General features: G+C 67.8%; 16 protein-coding genes. 15 read left to right on the top strand and 1 reads right to left on the bottom strand.

Annotated elements, in window-relative coordinates:
* Nucleotides 1–12 precede the first annotated feature (12 nt).
* Both QMX81_RS06525 and QMX81_RS06520 read left to right on the top strand, forming a co-directional pair.
* Nucleotides 13–1,854, top strand: coding sequence for a glycosyltransferase family 39 protein (locus QMX81_RS06525; protein WP_282259833.1), 1,842 nt, complete (start codon nt 13–15; stop codon nt 1,852–1,854).
* A gap of 61 nt (nt 1,855–1,915) precedes the next feature.
* Nucleotides 1,916–3,580, top strand: a complete 1,665-nt coding sequence (locus QMX81_RS06520; RefSeq protein ID WP_282259831.1) for a hypothetical protein — start codon at nt 1,916–1,918, stop codon at nt 3,578–3,580.
* A gap of 3 nt (nt 3,581–3,583) precedes the next feature.
* On the opposite strand, the gene QMX81_RS06515 is transcribed toward QMX81_RS06520, so the two are convergent.
* Nucleotides 3,584–4,156: a nucleoside triphosphate pyrophosphatase gene (locus tag QMX81_RS06515; RefSeq protein ID WP_282259827.1), complete on the bottom strand. Its 573-nt coding sequence runs from the start codon at nt 4,154–4,156 to the stop codon at nt 3,584–3,586.
* 114 nt (nt 4,157–4,270) lie between these two features.
* Here QMX81_RS06515 and QMX81_RS06510 point away from each other — a divergent pair, with 114 nt between their 5' ends.
* The 13 genes from QMX81_RS06510 to QMX81_RS06450 all read left to right on the top strand — a co-directional run bounded on the left by QMX81_RS06510 (nt 4,271) and on the right by QMX81_RS06450 (nt 15,198).
* Entirely contained in the window at nt 4,271–4,780 is a 510-nt protein-coding gene (locus QMX81_RS06510) for a YceD family protein (RefSeq protein ID WP_121043054.1), read from the top strand.
* Between the two features lie 108 nt (nt 4,781–4,888).
* Entirely contained in the window at nt 4,889–5,086 is a 198-nt protein-coding gene (rpmF, locus tag QMX81_RS06505; protein WP_017357626.1) for a 50S ribosomal protein L32, read from the top strand.
* Nucleotides 5,087–5,174: 88 nt separating this feature from the next.
* Entirely contained in the window at nt 5,175–6,152 is a 978-nt protein-coding gene (locus tag QMX81_RS06500; protein WP_152154360.1) for a beta-ketoacyl-ACP synthase III, read from the top strand.
* A gap of 75 nt (nt 6,153–6,227) precedes the next feature.
* Entirely contained in the window at nt 6,228–7,010 is a 783-nt protein-coding gene (locus tag QMX81_RS06495; RefSeq protein ID WP_282259819.1) for a serine/threonine protein phosphatase, read from the top strand.
* A gap of 88 nt (nt 7,011–7,098) precedes the next feature.
* Nucleotides 7,099–8,043 (top strand): ACP S-malonyltransferase, encoded by a 945-nt coding sequence (gene fabD / locus QMX81_RS06490; protein WP_282259817.1) that lies wholly within the window; start codon nt 7,099–7,101, stop codon nt 8,041–8,043.
* 74 nt (nt 8,044–8,117) lie between these two features.
* Nucleotides 8,118–8,861, top strand: coding sequence for a 3-oxoacyl-ACP reductase FabG (fabG, locus tag QMX81_RS06485; RefSeq protein WP_121043061.1), 744 nt, complete (start codon nt 8,118–8,120; stop codon nt 8,859–8,861).
* A gap of 153 nt (nt 8,862–9,014) precedes the next feature.
* Nucleotides 9,015–9,254: an acyl carrier protein gene (gene acpP / locus QMX81_RS06480; protein WP_017357544.1), complete on the top strand. Its 240-nt coding sequence runs from the start codon at nt 9,015–9,017 to the stop codon at nt 9,252–9,254.
* A gap of 136 nt (nt 9,255–9,390) precedes the next feature.
* Nucleotides 9,391–10,653 carry a beta-ketoacyl-ACP synthase II gene (gene fabF / locus QMX81_RS06475; RefSeq protein ID WP_121043063.1) on the top strand — a complete coding sequence of 421 codons (1,263 nt, stop codon included), beginning with the start codon at nt 9,391–9,393 and terminating at the stop codon, nt 10,651–10,653.
* Between the two features lie 94 nt (nt 10,654–10,747).
* Entirely contained in the window at nt 10,748–12,103 is a 1,356-nt protein-coding gene (locus QMX81_RS06470; RefSeq protein WP_282259807.1) for an aminodeoxychorismate synthase component I, read from the top strand.
* Nucleotides 12,104–12,169: 66 nt separating this feature from the next.
* Nucleotides 12,170–13,231, top strand: a complete 1,062-nt coding sequence (gene mltG, locus QMX81_RS06465; protein ID WP_121043067.1) for an endolytic transglycosylase MltG — start codon at nt 12,170–12,172, stop codon at nt 13,229–13,231.
* A complete protein-coding gene (gene tmk / locus QMX81_RS06460; protein WP_282259803.1) occupies nt 13,228–13,896 on the top strand; it encodes a dTMP kinase in 669 nt (222 codons plus the stop codon). The genes mltG and tmk overlap by 4 nt, the downstream gene beginning before the upstream one ends.
* Entirely contained in the window at nt 13,889–14,848 is a 960-nt protein-coding gene (locus QMX81_RS06455; protein ID WP_176990982.1) for a DNA polymerase III subunit delta', read from the top strand. The genes tmk and QMX81_RS06455 overlap by 8 nt, the downstream gene beginning before the upstream one ends.
* Nucleotides 14,845–15,198, top strand: a complete 354-nt coding sequence (locus QMX81_RS06450; protein WP_088432861.1) for a PilZ domain-containing protein — start codon at nt 14,845–14,847, stop codon at nt 15,196–15,198. Before QMX81_RS06455 ends, QMX81_RS06450 begins: the two co-directional genes overlap by 4 nt.
* The last annotated feature ends 33 nt before the right edge of the window (nt 15,199–15,231 follow it).

Below are 15,231 nucleotides of genomic sequence, written 5' to 3'. Positions count from 1 at the left end.
TTCTATAGAGCAATGCAGGGCGAACAACGCGCACGCACCATATTCCTGTTGTTGTGGACGCTGGTCACCGCCGTCAAGCTGGTGGTGGCCGCACGTCTGCCCTTGTTCGTGGACGAAGCTTTTTACTGGCAGGAAGGCCAGCACCTGGCGGCGGCCTATTCGGACCTGCCGGGCCTGACCGCCTGGCTGGCACGCCTGGGCGTGGAAGTGGGCGGCAATCATGTGCTCGCGCTGCGCCTGCCGTTCCTGGCGATCGGTGCGTGGCTGCCATGGCTGGTGTCACGCATCGCCACGCGCTGGTTCGGTGCGGTGGCCGGTTGGCAGGCCGGCAGTCTCACGTTGCTGATGCCGCTGTCGGCCACGCTGGGCATGCTGGCCGTGCCCGATGTGCCGATGGCGCTGGCTGCGGTGCTGTGCCTGGATGCCGGCGCGCGCCTGCTGCGCAGTGTCGATGCCGCGGCGGCAGTAAAACTGGCCGCCGGCCTGGCGATCGGCGCACTCAGCCATTACCGCTTCATCGGCGTGATCGTGGTCGGCTTCATCGCGCTGCTGGTGCTGCCGCAGGGCCGGCGCATGCTGCGCGATCCGCGCGTCTGGGTGGCCCTGGCGGTGGGTGTGCTGGCGTGGCTGCCGCTGCTGTCGTGGAATGCCGACAACCATGATGCGGGCCTGAAATTCCAGGTGATCGAGCGCCACCCGTGGGCGTTCGAATGGAGCGGGCTGTGGTTCCTGGTGATCCAGCCGATGCTGGTCACCCCGATCCTGTGCATCGCGATGTGGAAGGTGGCCCTGGCGGGCACCCGCTCCGGTGGCGGCGCACGCGCGCAATGGCGTTACTTCGGCCTGATCGGCGCGGTGTCGACGCTGTCCATCTTCGGCCTGGGCTTCTTCACCGATGTGGAGCGCATCAGTTTCCACTGGCCGCTGCCGGGTTATCTGGCGCTGCTGATCGCCGTGCCGGTGGTGCTCAACGGCTGGCCGCGCTGGTTGCGCCGTACCGGCTGGTGGTTGGCCGGCGCCGGGCTCGCGCTGGCCTTCGGCTATTACCTGACGGCGTCCATCCCGAGCGTGCGCGAGCAGTTGGCCGGCTACAAGTATTACCCGCGCAACTTTGCCGGCTGGGAACCGTTGGCAGGCGCCGTGCGCGACGAGCTGAAAAGCATGCCGCCCGGCACGCGCGTGCTGGCCGGCAACTTCAAGGTGGGGGCGGAGCTGGGCTTCCAGTTGCGCGATCCCTCGATCGAGGTGCTGCGCCACCCGCTGAACGACAAGCACGGCCGCAGTGCGCAGCTGGGGCTGTGGGGGCTGCTGCACGATGGCCAGCGCGACGCGCCGATGCTGCTGGTGCTGTCGCCCAGCGATCAGCGCTATCGCGATCTGCTGGCGCGCTACCACGCGGTCTGCGAACAGGTCGGCCCGCTGCCGCCACCGCGTGTGGTCAGCAACGATCATGGCTTCCAGCGCTTCCTGCTGTTCAAGCTGCCGGCCGAACGCGTGGACGGGCCGTGCGTCACGCCGGCGATGGCCTGGCTGGATGCGCCACAGCCCGGTGCCGCGGTGGGGAGCCCCCTCGAGGTGCGTGGCTGGGCCTTCAAGGATGGCGTGGGCATCGCGCGTGTCGAGCTGCTGGTCGATGGCAGGCCGGTGGGCGATGCGGTCTACGGGCGGCCCTACGACATCACCGGCGCGTGGAAGATCTCCACCGATCCGCAGCACCCGAATGTGGCCTTCGATGCCACGCTGAAGACCGACCACCTCGCGCCCGGCCGTCATTGGCTCGGCATGGCGCTGCACGGCAAGGACGGCAGCGTGGAGCAGTGGCAGGAACAGGCCTTTACCGTCCCCGCGCGCTGAACGTGCGTGCTCTTCCATGGATGACACCGTCATGCGCGATGCGCCGCAGGAATCTACCCCCTTGTCTGCTTCCCATCCGTACCCCGCGCCGGTGGCGCCTGCGCTGATCCGGACGTTGTGGTGCGCGGTGGCGGGCATCGTTTCGGTGGGTGTGGCCGCCATGCTGTGGCTGTCGCCACGCGTGCTGTACGCCGATCCGTGGCGCTTCACCCAGAAGCTGCTGGAGATGCCGTGGCCGGGCAACGTACTGGTGTCGGACAATGGCCACCGTGAAATCCTGCCGAACCTGGTGCGCTATGCCGAGCTGGAGTGGCTGCACGGCAATCAATGGCTGCAGATCGGTACCGGCGTTGCGTTGGCACTGGCGACAGCAGGGCTGCTGGCCCGGATCATCAGGGCCGATGCCTTGGCACCACCGGTGCGCGCCGCCGCCGCCCTGGTCGCGGCGCTGTCGATCTTCTGGCTGGGCAGCCAGCGCGCGCTCACCCATGCCAACGAATCGGTCCACGCGTACCTGATCACCGCAGCGCTGATGGCCGGCGTCGCCCTGCTGCTGCGTGGCGATCGTCGCGGCGCGGTAGTGGCCGCCGTGTGTGGCGTCGCGGCGACGTTCTCCTTCGGCAGCGGCGTGGCCGTGTTCGTGGGGTTGGCGGCGGTGATGATGGTGCGGCGTGCGCCGTGGTCGCACTGGGTGCCATGGACCGCCGCCCTGCTCGTGGCAGTCGGGCTGCACCTGGGCATGGGGCGGACGGGAATGCCGACGCAGATGGCGCTTGCCCCGCTGCCGCAGCTGGACGTGCTGCTGCGCTGGCTGGCCTCGCCCTTCATCTATCTGGCCTGGCCGGCACTGGATCCGGCGGCGGCGCAGCAGTTGCCGTTCGCGCCCGTGCGCGGTGCGGTCCAGTCCGTGGCGAGCGCGTATGAGGCGCTGTTCGGACCGGTGCTGACCTCGCGCTGGCCGCATCTGCTGATCGGTGCGTCGGGGCTGACCGCGTTGTTCGGCATGACCTGGCGCACCTGGCAGCGCGGCCGCAGCGCCGGGGCCGGGGAATCGTTGGGGCTGGCGATGGCATGGTTCGGCCTGGCCGTGGGCGCGCTGGTCGCACTGAGCCGCTGGAGTTACTTCGCTGACTACCCCACGCAGGTGGCCGCAACGCGCTATGTGCCCTGGTCGTGGCTGTTCTGGTCCGGTCTGGTGTTGTGGACGATCGTGCGCGTCGGCCTGCGCCATCCCGGGCGGGTGGCGTGGGCAGCCCTGCTGCTGGCGCTGGTGGCCGTGCCGAGCACGGCGTGGATGGCCTATCTCGGCGCCGGCATGCAGCGGGTGGCCAACATGACCGCCACGGCGGCCGCGGCCGGTGTGGTCGATCCGGATCAGACCCATGGCGAAAGCGTGCCCGGCGAAGTGCTGGCGGCGCTACCCAGCCTGCGCGCGCACGGGGCCTCCGTGTTTGCCTGGCCGGAAGCCCGCTATCTGGAGGGTGCGCCAACGGCGGCACCCGGCGTGGTCGTTCCGGTCGGCGATGTCTCCCTCGTGGCGGTGCGCAACACCCTCGGGGGCTCGGCCTGGCGCATCCAGTTCAGCGCCCAGAGCAGGGCGCCGCGGCTGGTCCTGCAATGCGGTGGGCGTCCCGTGGGCCTGGCCATGCCGCTGGCGGGCCGCTGGGTTGGCTGGGCCACCGGCGAACTTGATGCCAGCTGCCTGGAGGCGCTGCAGCTGCGCTGAGGCTCAGGGCAGGGTGTGGCCGGCCTGGCGCAGCAGCTGGCTCAGCGCGATCAGGGGCAGCCCGATCAGTGCGGTCGGGTCGCGGTTCTCGATCGCCTCGAACAAGGTGATGCCCAGGCCTTCACATTTGAAGCTGCCGGCGCAGTCCAGCGGCTGCTCGGCGGCCACGTAGCGGGCGATCTCTTCAGCCCCCAGGGCACGGAAGTGGACCCGGGTCAGATCACAGGTCGCCAGGGCCTCGCCGTCGCGCACCAGGCTCACGGCCGTGTGGAAGTCCACGACCTGCCCGGACATCGCGGCCAGCTGCGCATGCGCGCCCTCCACCGTGCCCGGCTTGCCCAGCGGGGCGCCGTTCAGCTCCGCTACCTGGTCCGAGCCGATCACCCACCGGCCCGGGTGCAGGCGGGCAACCGCCTCGGCCTTCGCGCGCGCCAGCCGCACCGCCAAGGCCCGTGGGGCCTCACTGGGGCCGGGGGTCTCATCCACCTCGGGGCGGGCGGTCTGCAGGGGCAGGCCGAGCCGCTCCAGCAGGTCACGGCGGTAGCGGGAAGTAGAGGCAAGCAGCAGCGGGGTCATGCGACAATACCGGGCACGGAAGGGCGGCAGTCTGGCCCCTCGGGGCGGGGATCGGCAACCTGACTGCGCAGGCATTTGACAGCGGCCCGGACGATCCTTAACATTCAGCGGCTTATGTCCGCAAACGTGCCCGAAATGCTGGATGCTTGGCGGATGGTCGCAGCACGCAGGTGCTTCGACGGCCAGGTGGATCTAGCGGAATTGACCCGCCTCCAGGGCCTTGTCGCCGATACCGAAGGAACGTGCACCTATGCACTGGAATTCGCGCACGACGACATCCTGCAGGTATCCTATGTTGAACTGTCCATCGACACCGCGCTGCCGCTGATCTGTCAGCGCAGCCTGCAGCGCTTCCTGTTGCCGGTTTCGATGGTGCAGCGGCTCGGCCTGATCCGCAGCGAAGAGGAAGAATCCTCGCTGCCGGAAGGCTGGGAACCGTGGCTGGTGCCCGAAGACGGCATGCTGCGACCGCTGGAGCTGGTCGAGGACGAACTCGTCCTGGCCGTGCCCGTCGTGCCGTTGTCTCCCGATGGCGAGGCAGTGGACAAGGACTGGGCACCGACCGAAGAAGAAATCAGCAAGGCCAATCCGTTCGCGGCGTTGGCGGCACTGAAAAAACAATAGCAGCCGGATTGTCGTCGGCGGCTGCGGCGAAAGCGAAAACTGTGCTGGGCGCTGGCGTCCTGCGCGACGATACGACGAAGCAAAACGAACCGAGTTTGGAGCAATCCCATGGCTGTGCAGAAATCCCGTGTCACCCCGTCCCGCCGCGGTATGCGCCGTGCGCATGACGCCCTGAGCGCCAAGCAGCTGTCCACCGATCCGACCACCGGTGAAGTGCATCTGCGTCACCACATCACCGCTGACGGTTTCTACCGTGGCAAGAAGGTGATCACGACCAAGTCGAACTCGGCCGTCGAAGAAGATTGATTTGTAAAGGCCGCTGCCCGGTCGGGCAGCGGCCTTTACCCCATTCTTCCCGATCGTCACGTTTGGCGATCGAGCTACAGGACATGCAATGAGCAAGCGGATCTACTCGAGGATCGCGGGCACCGGTAGTTATTTGCCCGAAAAAGTGTTGACCAACCAGGATCTGGAGAAAATGGTCGACACCAGCGATGAGTGGATTCAATCGCGCACTGGTATCCGCGAACGGCACATTGCGGCCGAAGGCGAGACCACCAGCGACCTCGGCTACCACGCCGCGGTACGTGCGCTTGAAGCGGCCGGTATCGACGCTTCGCAGCTCGACATGATCGTGGTGGGCACCACCACGCCTGACCTGATTTTCCCGTCCACCGCGTGCCTGATCCAGGCCAAGCTCGGTGCGAGCGGCTGCCCCGCCTTCGATGTCAACGCGGCCTGTTCGGGCTTCGTGTTCGCGTTGAGCGTGGCCGACAAATTCATTCGTTCCGGTGATGCACGCCATGTGCTGGTCATCGGTGCGGAAACGCTGACCCGTATCGTCGACTGGACCGAGCGCACCACCTGCGTGCTGTTCGGCGATGGTGCGGGCGCCGTCGTGCTCAAGGCCGACGAAGACACCGGCATCCTCAGCACCCACCTGCATTCGGATGGCAGCAAGAAAGAGCTGCTGTGGAACCCGGTGGGCGTCTCGGCCGGCTTCGGCGAGGGCGAGAATGCCCGCGGCGCGATCCTGATGAAGGGCAACGACGTGTTCAAGTACGCCGTCAAGGCGCTGGACTCGGTCGTCGATGAAACCCTGGAAGCCAACGCGCTGACCAAGGACGATCTGGACTGGCTGATCCCGCACCAGGCCAACCTGCGCATCATCGAAGCCACCGCCAAGCGCCTGGAGATGTCCATGGACCAGGTGGTGGTGACGGTCGACAAGCATGGCAACACCTCCTCGGCCTCCGTGCCGATGGCGCTGGACCACGCCGTCCGCTCCGGCCGCGTGGAGCGCGGCCAGCTGCTGCTGCTGGAAGCGTTCGGCGGCGGCTTCACGTGGGGTTCTGCTCTGCTGCGCTATTGATAGTGTCAGTTACGACAACGTGACGCTGTCGTTACGGCCCCATTACGGGGCCGTATGCATTTCAGGAGAACTGTCATGGTTGAGCCCATCGTCATTGACGGGCAGCGCGCCTGGCTGAAGCAGTACGGCGAAGGAAGCCGCGTGGTCGCGTTGGGCCTGCTGAACTTCATCGCCCGCCGCTTCCAGCTCGATGCCCTGCGCCCACCGCCGCACCGCGGTGGCGACGCCGCCCGCGAAACCGAAGCCCGCCGCCTGGCCGAACTGCAGGCGCAAGGGGTCAACGTCCCCAGTGTGATCGGCAGTGGCCATGCCGCCCTTGTGCTGGGCGACAACGGCTCCTCGTTCAACACCTGCCTGCGCGAAGCCGACGATGCCGGCCGTGACCGCCTCGTGTCCGCCGCGATGAATGCCATTGCCCAGGCGCACCGCAAGGGCGCGTACTTCGGCCAGCCGCTGCCGCGCAACCTCACCTGGGATGGCAAGGAGATCGGCTTCATCGATTTCGAGGAAGATCCCCTGGAAGTCATGGACCTCGCCCAGGCCCAGGCCCGCGACTGGCTGATGTTCGGTTACGGCGTGGCCAAATACTACGAGGACCGTCCGCAACAGCTGCAGACCCTCATGGCGCAGGCGATGGACGGTGCCGAAGCTCCGGTGCTGGCCCATGCTCACGACGTCACCGGCCGCCTGCAGGGGCTGGCCCGCGCCAGCATGAAGATGGGCCGCTCCGCCCGCGCACTGGCCCATTCCATTCTGATCGTGCACGGTGCCACCACCCTGGGCGTGCTGATGCTGGCCGTGATCTGCATCGATTTCTTCAGCGACGGCGATCTGGACATCCTCCAGCTGTTCACCTGAGCAAAGACCCCACATACGCGGCAGTACAGACGAAGGGCGACGTTCCCCTTTATCATTCGCCGTTCGATTTTTGCAGGCGGATGATCGCGTGACCGATACCAATCTCGCATTCGTGTTCCCGGGCCAGGGCTCGCAGTCGCTGGGCATGCTGGCCGAACTGGCCGAGCTGCACCCGCAGATCCGCGAGGCCTTCACCGAAGCCTCCGACGGCGCCGGTGTCGACCTGTGGGCGCTGTCGCAGGGCGGTCCCGAGGAAATGCTCAACCGCACCGAATACACCCAGCCGGCCCTGCTGGCCGCCAGCATCGGCGTGTGGCGCGCCTGGAACGCCGTTGGCGGCGCCCAGCCGGCCGTCCTGGCCGGCCACAGCCTCGGCGAGTACACCGCCCTGGTAGCCGCCGGCGCGCTGACCCTGCGGGACGGTGCCCACCTGGTGCGCCTGCGCGGCCAGCTGATGCAGGAAGCCGCCCCGACCGGCGTCGGCGCCATGGCCGCCGTGCTCGGCGCCGAAGATGCGCTGGTCGTGGAGGTCTGCGCGCAGGCCGCCGGCAGCCAGGTCGTCGTGCCGGCTAATTACAACTCGCCCGGTCAGATCGTCATCGGTGGCGATGCGGCTGCCGTGGATCGTGCGCTGGCGCTGCTGGCCGAGAAGGGCGTCCGCAAGGCCGTCAAGCTGGCTGTCAGCGTGCCCTCGCACACCCCGCTGATGCGCGAAGCTGCCAACCGCCTGGCCGAAACCATGGCCGGCCTGGACTGGCGCGCCCCGGCCCTGCCGGTGGTGCAGAACGTGGATGCCCGTGTGCATGACGGCGTGGACGCCATCCGCCAGGCGCTGGTGCAGCAGCTGTACCTGCCCGTGCAGTGGACCGGCTGCGTGCAGGCGCTGGCCGCCCGTGGCGTCACCCGCGTGGCCGAATGTGGCCCGGGCAAGGTGCTGAGCGGATTGATCAAGCGCATCGACAAATCGCTGGACGCGCGCACACTGTCCACGCCCGCCGATTTCGAGACGGCCCGCGAGACCTGGGCCGCCTGATGTCTTTCGATCGCGCCCGTGCTGGAATGGCTTCGCGCCAGGCCGGCCGGACCGGTCCCGTTTGAGGAAATGAGATGAGCAAGCCCCTTCAGGGTGAAATCGCACTGGTCACCGGCGCCAGCCGGGGTATCGGTGCCGCGATCGCCGACGCACTGGCCGCGCAGGGCGCGACCGTCATCGGCACCGCCACCACCGACGCCGGTGCCGCCGCCATCGGTGAACGCCTGGCCGCCGTGGGTGGCCACGGCCGCGCACTGAACGTCACCGACGCCGCTGCGCTGGAAGCCGTGCTGGACGGGATCGCCAAGGAATTCGGCGCCATCAGCATCCTGGTCAACAACGCCGGCATCACCCGCGACAACCTGTTGCTGCGGATGAAGGAAGAAGACTGGCAGGCGATCCTGGACACCAACCTGACCAGCGTCTTCCGCACCTCCAAGGCCGTCATCCGCGGCATGATGAAGGCGCGCAAGGGCCGCATCATCAACATCGCTTCGGTGATCGGCGTGACCGGCAATGCCGGCCAGGCCAACTACGCCGCGGCCAAGGCCGGCATCATCGCCTTCTCCAAGTCGCTGGCCAAGGAAATCGGCTCGCGCGGGATCACCGTCAACGTGGTCGCGCCGGGCTTCATCGATACCGACATGACCAAGGCCCTGCCGGAAGAGCAGCGCACCGGCCTGGTCAAGTCGATCGCCCTGGAGCGGCTCGGCGAGCCGTCCGATATCGCCAACGCGGTGGCGTTCCTGGCCGGTCCTTCGGCCAGCTACATCACCGGCGAAACCCTCCATGTGAACGGCGGCATGTACATGCCGTAAGCATGTGGCGCAAGGACTGCGCCGCAAGTGGTTGATCCGTTTGATGTTTTGCTGCAATGCAAGGTGTCGCTGGTTTCCACTACACTATCCCACGGTCATCCCTCACCGGATGGCGTCATTTTTGAACCACTACTCCATCTGGAGCGATATCCAATGAGCACCATCGAAGAACGCGTCAAGAAAATCGTCGTCGAACAGCTTGGCGTCAAGGAAGAGGAAGTCACCAACAGCGCATCGTTCGTCGATGACCTGGGCGCTGACTCGCTGGACACCGTTGAACTGGTGATGGCGCTGGAAGAAGAGTTCGAGTGCGAAATCCCGGACGAAGAAGCCGAAAAGATCAGCACCGTGCAGGCTGCGATCGACTACATCAACGCCCACGTCAAGGCTTGATGTCAGGCGGCTCGCGCGCGGCCGTGGCGATTGCTGCGACCGCGTGCGGCAAACCCATGGGGCCGCGCTTGCGGCCCTGTGCTTTTGAGCGTTATACCGCGTGATACCCGCAACACCCGGGTCAGGAGAATCTGCAATGAAGCGTCGCGTCGTCGTTACCGGCATGGGCATGGTCTCGCCATTGGGCAATGATATGGCCAGCAGTTGGAAGGGCATCACCGAAGGCCGTTCCGGCATCGGTCCGCTGACCAACGTTTCGCAGTCCTACCTGGACCGTTTCACCACCAAGATCGCAGGTGAGGTCAGGGACTTCGACATCACCGCCGACAACGAACAGTTCGGCAGATTCCGGGTCACTGGCAAGGATGCCAAGAAGATGGACCCGTTCATTCATTACGGCCTCGGTGCCGCCTTCATGGCCTTGAACGATTCGGGCCTGGAAATCACCGACGGCAATGCCGAGCGCATCGGCGCCATCGTGGGCGCGGGCATCGGCGGCCTGCTGGGCATCGAAGAGCAGACCATCGATTTCCACGAGGGCAAGAAGATCTCGCCCTTCTACGTGCCCAAGACCATCATCAACATGCTCCCGGGCCAGCTGAGCATCATCACCGGCCTGAAGGGGCCGTCGTTCTCGGCGGTCTCTGCCTGCGCGACCTCGAACCACTCGATCGGCACCGCCATGCGCATGATCCAGTACGGCGATGCGGACGTGATGGTGGTCGGCGGTGCCGAGCGCGGCTCCTCGCCGACGGCCCTGGGCGGCTTCTGCGCGATGAAGGCGATGAGCACCCGCAACGATGCACCGGCTGAAGCCTCGCGCCCGTGGGACAAGGAACGCGACGGCTTCGTGCTCGGCGACGGTGCCGGCATCCTGATCCTGGAAGAGTACGAACACGCCAAGGCGCGTGGCGCGCGCATCTATGCCGAGCTTGCCGGTTTCGGCGCCAGCTCGGATGCGTACCACATGACCGCGCCGAGCGAGAACGGCGAAGGCGCCGCACGCTGCATGACCATGGCGTTGAAGGACGCCGGCGTGACCCCGGAGCAGGTCGGTTACCTCAACGCGCACGGCACCTCCACGCCGCTGGGCGACCTGGGCGAAACCATGGCGATGAAGACCGCCTTCGGCGACCACGCCTACAAGATGATGGTCAGCTCCACCAAGTCGATGACCGGCCATCTGCTCGGCGCGGCCGGCGGCGTGGAAGCGATCTTCTCGGTGCTGGCGCTGCGCGACAACATCATTCCGCCGACCATCAACCTGCATGAAGCGGGCGAAGGTTGTGACCTGGATTACGTGCCCAACACCGCACGAGAGGCCAAGGTCGATGTGGTGATGTCCAACGGCTTCGGCTTCGGCGGCACCAACGGCACGCTGGTGTTCAAGCGCATCTGACCGCCCGTTCCGTGTATCCCCACCCGGGCCGCCATCATGGCGGCCTTGGTGTATCTGGCCCCGCGCACGCTGCGCGCCCTTCCGGTGTCCTGTCATGTTCCAGACGCTTCCGCTGCCCGCCACCACCGACCTGCTGGCCCTGCAGCGCCTGGCCCCGCGGCGCTACCCCCTGCTGATGGAATCCACCGCCTCGGGCACCGCACAGGGGCGCTGGGATCTGCTGCTGATGGGCAACGGGGAATCGCTGGCTTTGCACGCCGATGGCGTGGTGCGTGATGCCGAGGGTGCCGCGCATGACGGCCGCTTCCTCGAGGTGCTGGACGCGCACTGGGCCGCACTGCGGCTGCCGCGCGAAGAAACCACGTTGCCGTTCCGCGGTGGCTGGGCACTGATGCTGGATTACGAGCTGGCTGGCCAGATCGAGGACGTGCTGGCATTGCCGGCGCGCGCCGATGGGCTGCCGTCCGCGCTGGCGCTGCGCTGCCCGGCGGCCGTGCTGCACGACCGCGTGCTCGGCCAGTTCCATGCCGTGTGCGAGACCGGCCAGGCCGCGCTGCTGCAGACCCTGCAGGATGACCTCGCCGCGGCCGCCACGCTGGCGCCGTTGCCGACGTGGCAGCCACCGGTCGCAATCGGTGAAGACGCGCCACAGCGCTTCACCGACGGCGTCGGCAATGTGATCGATTACCTGCGCGCGGGTGACGTGTTCCAGGTGAATCTGTCGCGGCGCTGGAATGCGCAGTTCCCCGAGGCGCTCTCGCCGCAGGCGCTGTATGCGCAGCTGCGCGTGGCCAACCCCGCGCCGTTCGCCGGGCTGTTCATGGCGCAGGGCAGGGCGGTGGTCAGCTCCTCGCCCGAGCGGTTGGTCTCGGTGCACGGCGATGACGTGCAGACCCGCCCGATCGCCGGCACCCGCCCGCGCTTCGCTGGCGATGACGATGCCGCGCGCATCCAGGAGCTGGTCGGCCATCCCAAGGAACGCGCCGAGCACGTGATGCTGATCGATCTGGAACGCAACGACCTCGGCCGCATCTGCGCGCCGGGCAGCGTGGAGGTGGATGAGCTGATGACCGTGGAGAGCTACGCCCACGTGCACCACATCGTCAGCAACGTGCGTGGCCGCCTGCGCGAGGACGTCAGCCCGGGCCAGGTGATCGCCGCGACCTTCCCCGGCGGCACCATCACCGGCTGCCCCAAGGTGCGCTGCATGCAGATCATCGCCGAGCTGGAGCAGACCGCCCGCGGTGCGTACACCGGCGCGTTCGGCTGGCTGAACCGCGATGGCGACCTGGACCTGAACATCCTGATCCGCACCGCCGAAGTGGCCGGCGACACCGCCAGCTTCCGCACCGGCGCCGGGATCGTGGTCGATTCGGTGGCCGACAAGGAACTGGACGAAACCCGCGCCAAGGCCCGCGGCCTGCTGCGTGCGCTGGGCAGCGATGCCTGAGCCGTTTGGCGGTGTGCAGCACCCGCGCGGTATGCTGCGCGGCGAAGAAATGGATTCGAGGTGAGCATGGCGGGTGCGAAACGGGGATGTCTGGCCGTACTGGCCGTGTTGCTGGTGCTGGCCCTGCTGGTTGCGGCCGCAGGCGCTTGGTTCTGGCATCGCCAGGGCGCCTTTGCCGATGCACCGGTCACCCCCAGCGCGGAGAGTGTGGTGATCGCCTCCGGTGATGGCTTCAGCACCGTGCTCGGCAAGCTGCGCCAGGCCGGCGTGGACGAAGGCAGCGACACCCAGTGGCAACTGCTGGCGCGCCAGCTCGACGCCGCCGGCAAGCTCAAGGTGGGTGAATACGCGCTCGATCCCGCGCTGACCCCGCGCGAGCTGCTGACCCGCATGCGCCAGGGCCGCGTCCTGCAGCACCGCGTCACCATCGTGGAAGGCTGGAACATCCGTCAGCTGCGCGCCGCGCTCAAGCGCGCCGATCCGCTGGTGCACACCACCGACGAACTGGACGATGCCGCCCTGATGAAGGCGGTCGGCTTCCCGGGCGAGCATCCGGAAGGCCGCTTCCTGCCCGAGACCTACGTCTACCAGCGTGGCGACAGCGATATCGACGTGCTCAAGCGCGCGCATGCCGCGATGGAAAAAGAACTCACCGCCGCGTGGGACAGCCGCGTGGACGACCTGCCGCTGAACTCGCCGTATGAGCTGCTGATCCTCGCCTCGATCATCGAGAAGGAAACCGCGCTGCCCAGCGAGCGCCCGCAGATCGCGGGGGTGTTCATGCGCCGCCTGAAGATCGGCATGCGCCTGCAGACCGACCCCACCGTGATCTACGGCATCGGCAGCAGCTACGACGGCAACATCCGCAAGCGCGACCTCACCACCGATACGCCGTACAACACGTACACGCGTGCCGGCCTGACCCCGACCCCGATCGCCATGCCCGGGCGCGACGCGCTGCATGCCGCCGCGCAGCCGGCCAAGGGCGACGCGCTGTACTTCGTGGCCGTGGGCGATGGCAGTGGCGCGCACATCTTCTCGGCCAACTACACCGACCACAACGCCGCCGTTGCCCGCTACCTGCAGCAACTGCGCAGCAAACGCACCAACGAGGCCGCACCCCAATGAGTCCCGCGCTGCACCGGCACCCGCATTTCGTCAGCCTGGAAGGGGGCGAGGGCGCCGGCAAGACCACCGCCATCAACGCGATCCGCGAGGCCCTGCAGGCGCGCGGCCATGAGGTGGTGCTGACCCGCGAGCCCGGCGGCACCGCGCTGGCCGAGCGCATCCGCGCGCTGGTGCTCAAGCCGGACGCGGAGATCGCCGCCGAGCCACTCTCGGCCGAGGCCGAGCTGCTGCTGGTGTTCGCCGCCCGCGCCCAGCACGTGCGCCAGGTGATCGCACCGGCGCTGCAACGCGGCGCCTATGTGCTGTGCGACCGCTTCACCGATTCCAGCTACGCCTACCAGGGCGGTGGCCGCGGCCTGGATGCGGCGTGGATCGCCGATCTGGAGCGCCGCGCCGTCGGCCTGCTGCCCGGCCTGACCCTGCTGCTGGATGTGGACGTGGCCGTCGGCCGTGCGCGCGCCAACGGCCGCGACCTGTGGCCGGACCGCATCGAAAGCGAGCACGATGATTTCTTCCAGCGGGTGCGCGCGGTGTTCCGCCAGCGTGCCAGCGAAGACCCCGCACGTTACCGCCTGATCGACGCCAGCCAGGACCAGGCCGGCGTCGCCGGCGCGGTGGTGGCGGCCGTGGAGGCATGGTTGGCACAGGAGCCGGATCGTGGCTGAACCCTTTTCCCCCTGGCAGCAGCGCGCCTATGACCAGACCGTGGCCGCGCTCGACGCCGGTCGCCTCGGCCATGGCCTGCTGTTCTGCGGCCCGGCCGGCCTGGGCAAACTGGGCGTCGCGCTGCGGCTGGCCGAGCACGTGCTGGGGCAGGGCGAGCCGGCCGCGGCCAAGCGCAGCGCCCAGCTGCTGGCCGCCGGCACCCACCCGGACCTGCAGCGGATCTCGTTCATCCCCAACAAATCCGGCGACAAGCTGCGCACCGAGATCGTGATCGAGCAGATCCGCGAGGTCTCGCAGAAGCTCTCGCTGACCCCGCAGTACGGCGTAGCCCAGGTGGTGATCGTCGATCCCGCCGACGCCATCAACCGCGCCGCCTGTAACGCCCTGCTCAAGACCCTGGAAGAGCCGCAGCCCGGCCGCTACCTGTGGCTGATCAGCGCCGACCCCGCGCGCCTGCCCGCCACCATCCGCAGCCGCTGCCAGCGTCTTGAGTTCAAGTTGCCGCCGCGCGAGGAAGCGCTCGCCTGGCTGCAGACCCTGGGCCACAGCGAAGCCAGCGCCCGCGAAGCGCTGGATGCCGCCCGCGGCCACCCCGGCCTGGCCGACCAGTGGCTGCGCGAAGACGGCCTGGCCCTGCGCCGCCAGGTCGCCACCGACTTGGAAGCCCTCGTTGCCGGCCGCTCCGGCGCGGTGGAACTGGCCCAGCGCTGGACCGCCGACGACAACGCCGCCCTGCGTCTGCGCCACGCCGCCGATCTCGCCCTGGCCCAAGCCACCGGTGGTGGCTTGACCGATCCCGATCGATTGCACAAGCTGGCCGCCTGGTTCGATGCGGCCAACCGCACCCGCGACCTGCTGCGCACCACGGTGCGCGCCGATCTTGCGGTGGTGGAGCTGCTGCTGGCCTGGGGAAAGGTCAACGAACGGCACGCCAAGGGGAATAGAGCATGAGCGCCACCAACGCCCGACAGGGCATCCTGTCCCTTGCCGTCAAGGACAAGGCCGCGCTGTACAGCGCCTACATGCCGTTCGTGAAGAACGGCGGCATCTTCGTGCCCACGCCCAAGCGCTACTTCCTGGGCGATGAGGTGTTCCTGCTGCTCACCCTGCCGGACTCCAGCGAGCGCCTCCCGGTGGCCGGCAAGGTGATCTGGGTGACCCCGGCCGGGGCCCAGGGCAACCGCGCGGCAGGGATCGGCGTACAGCTGGCCGATGGCGCGGAAGGGGAGACCGTCCGCCACCGGATCGAGACCCTGCTGGCCGGCATCCTGACCGCGGACAAGCCCACGCACACGATGTGAAGAAATTTCGGCGAAACCGTTGACGTCAAAATT

Origin of the sequence: Stenotrophomonas sp. PS02301 (assembly GCF_029959485.1) — a bacterium.
In the GTDB taxonomy this organism is placed as follows: Bacteria; Pseudomonadota; Gammaproteobacteria; order Xanthomonadales; family Xanthomonadaceae; genus Stenotrophomonas; species Stenotrophomonas maltophilia_Z.
Note: the sequence above shows the minus strand (reverse complement) of the source record. Positions and strands in the feature narration are given on the sequence as shown.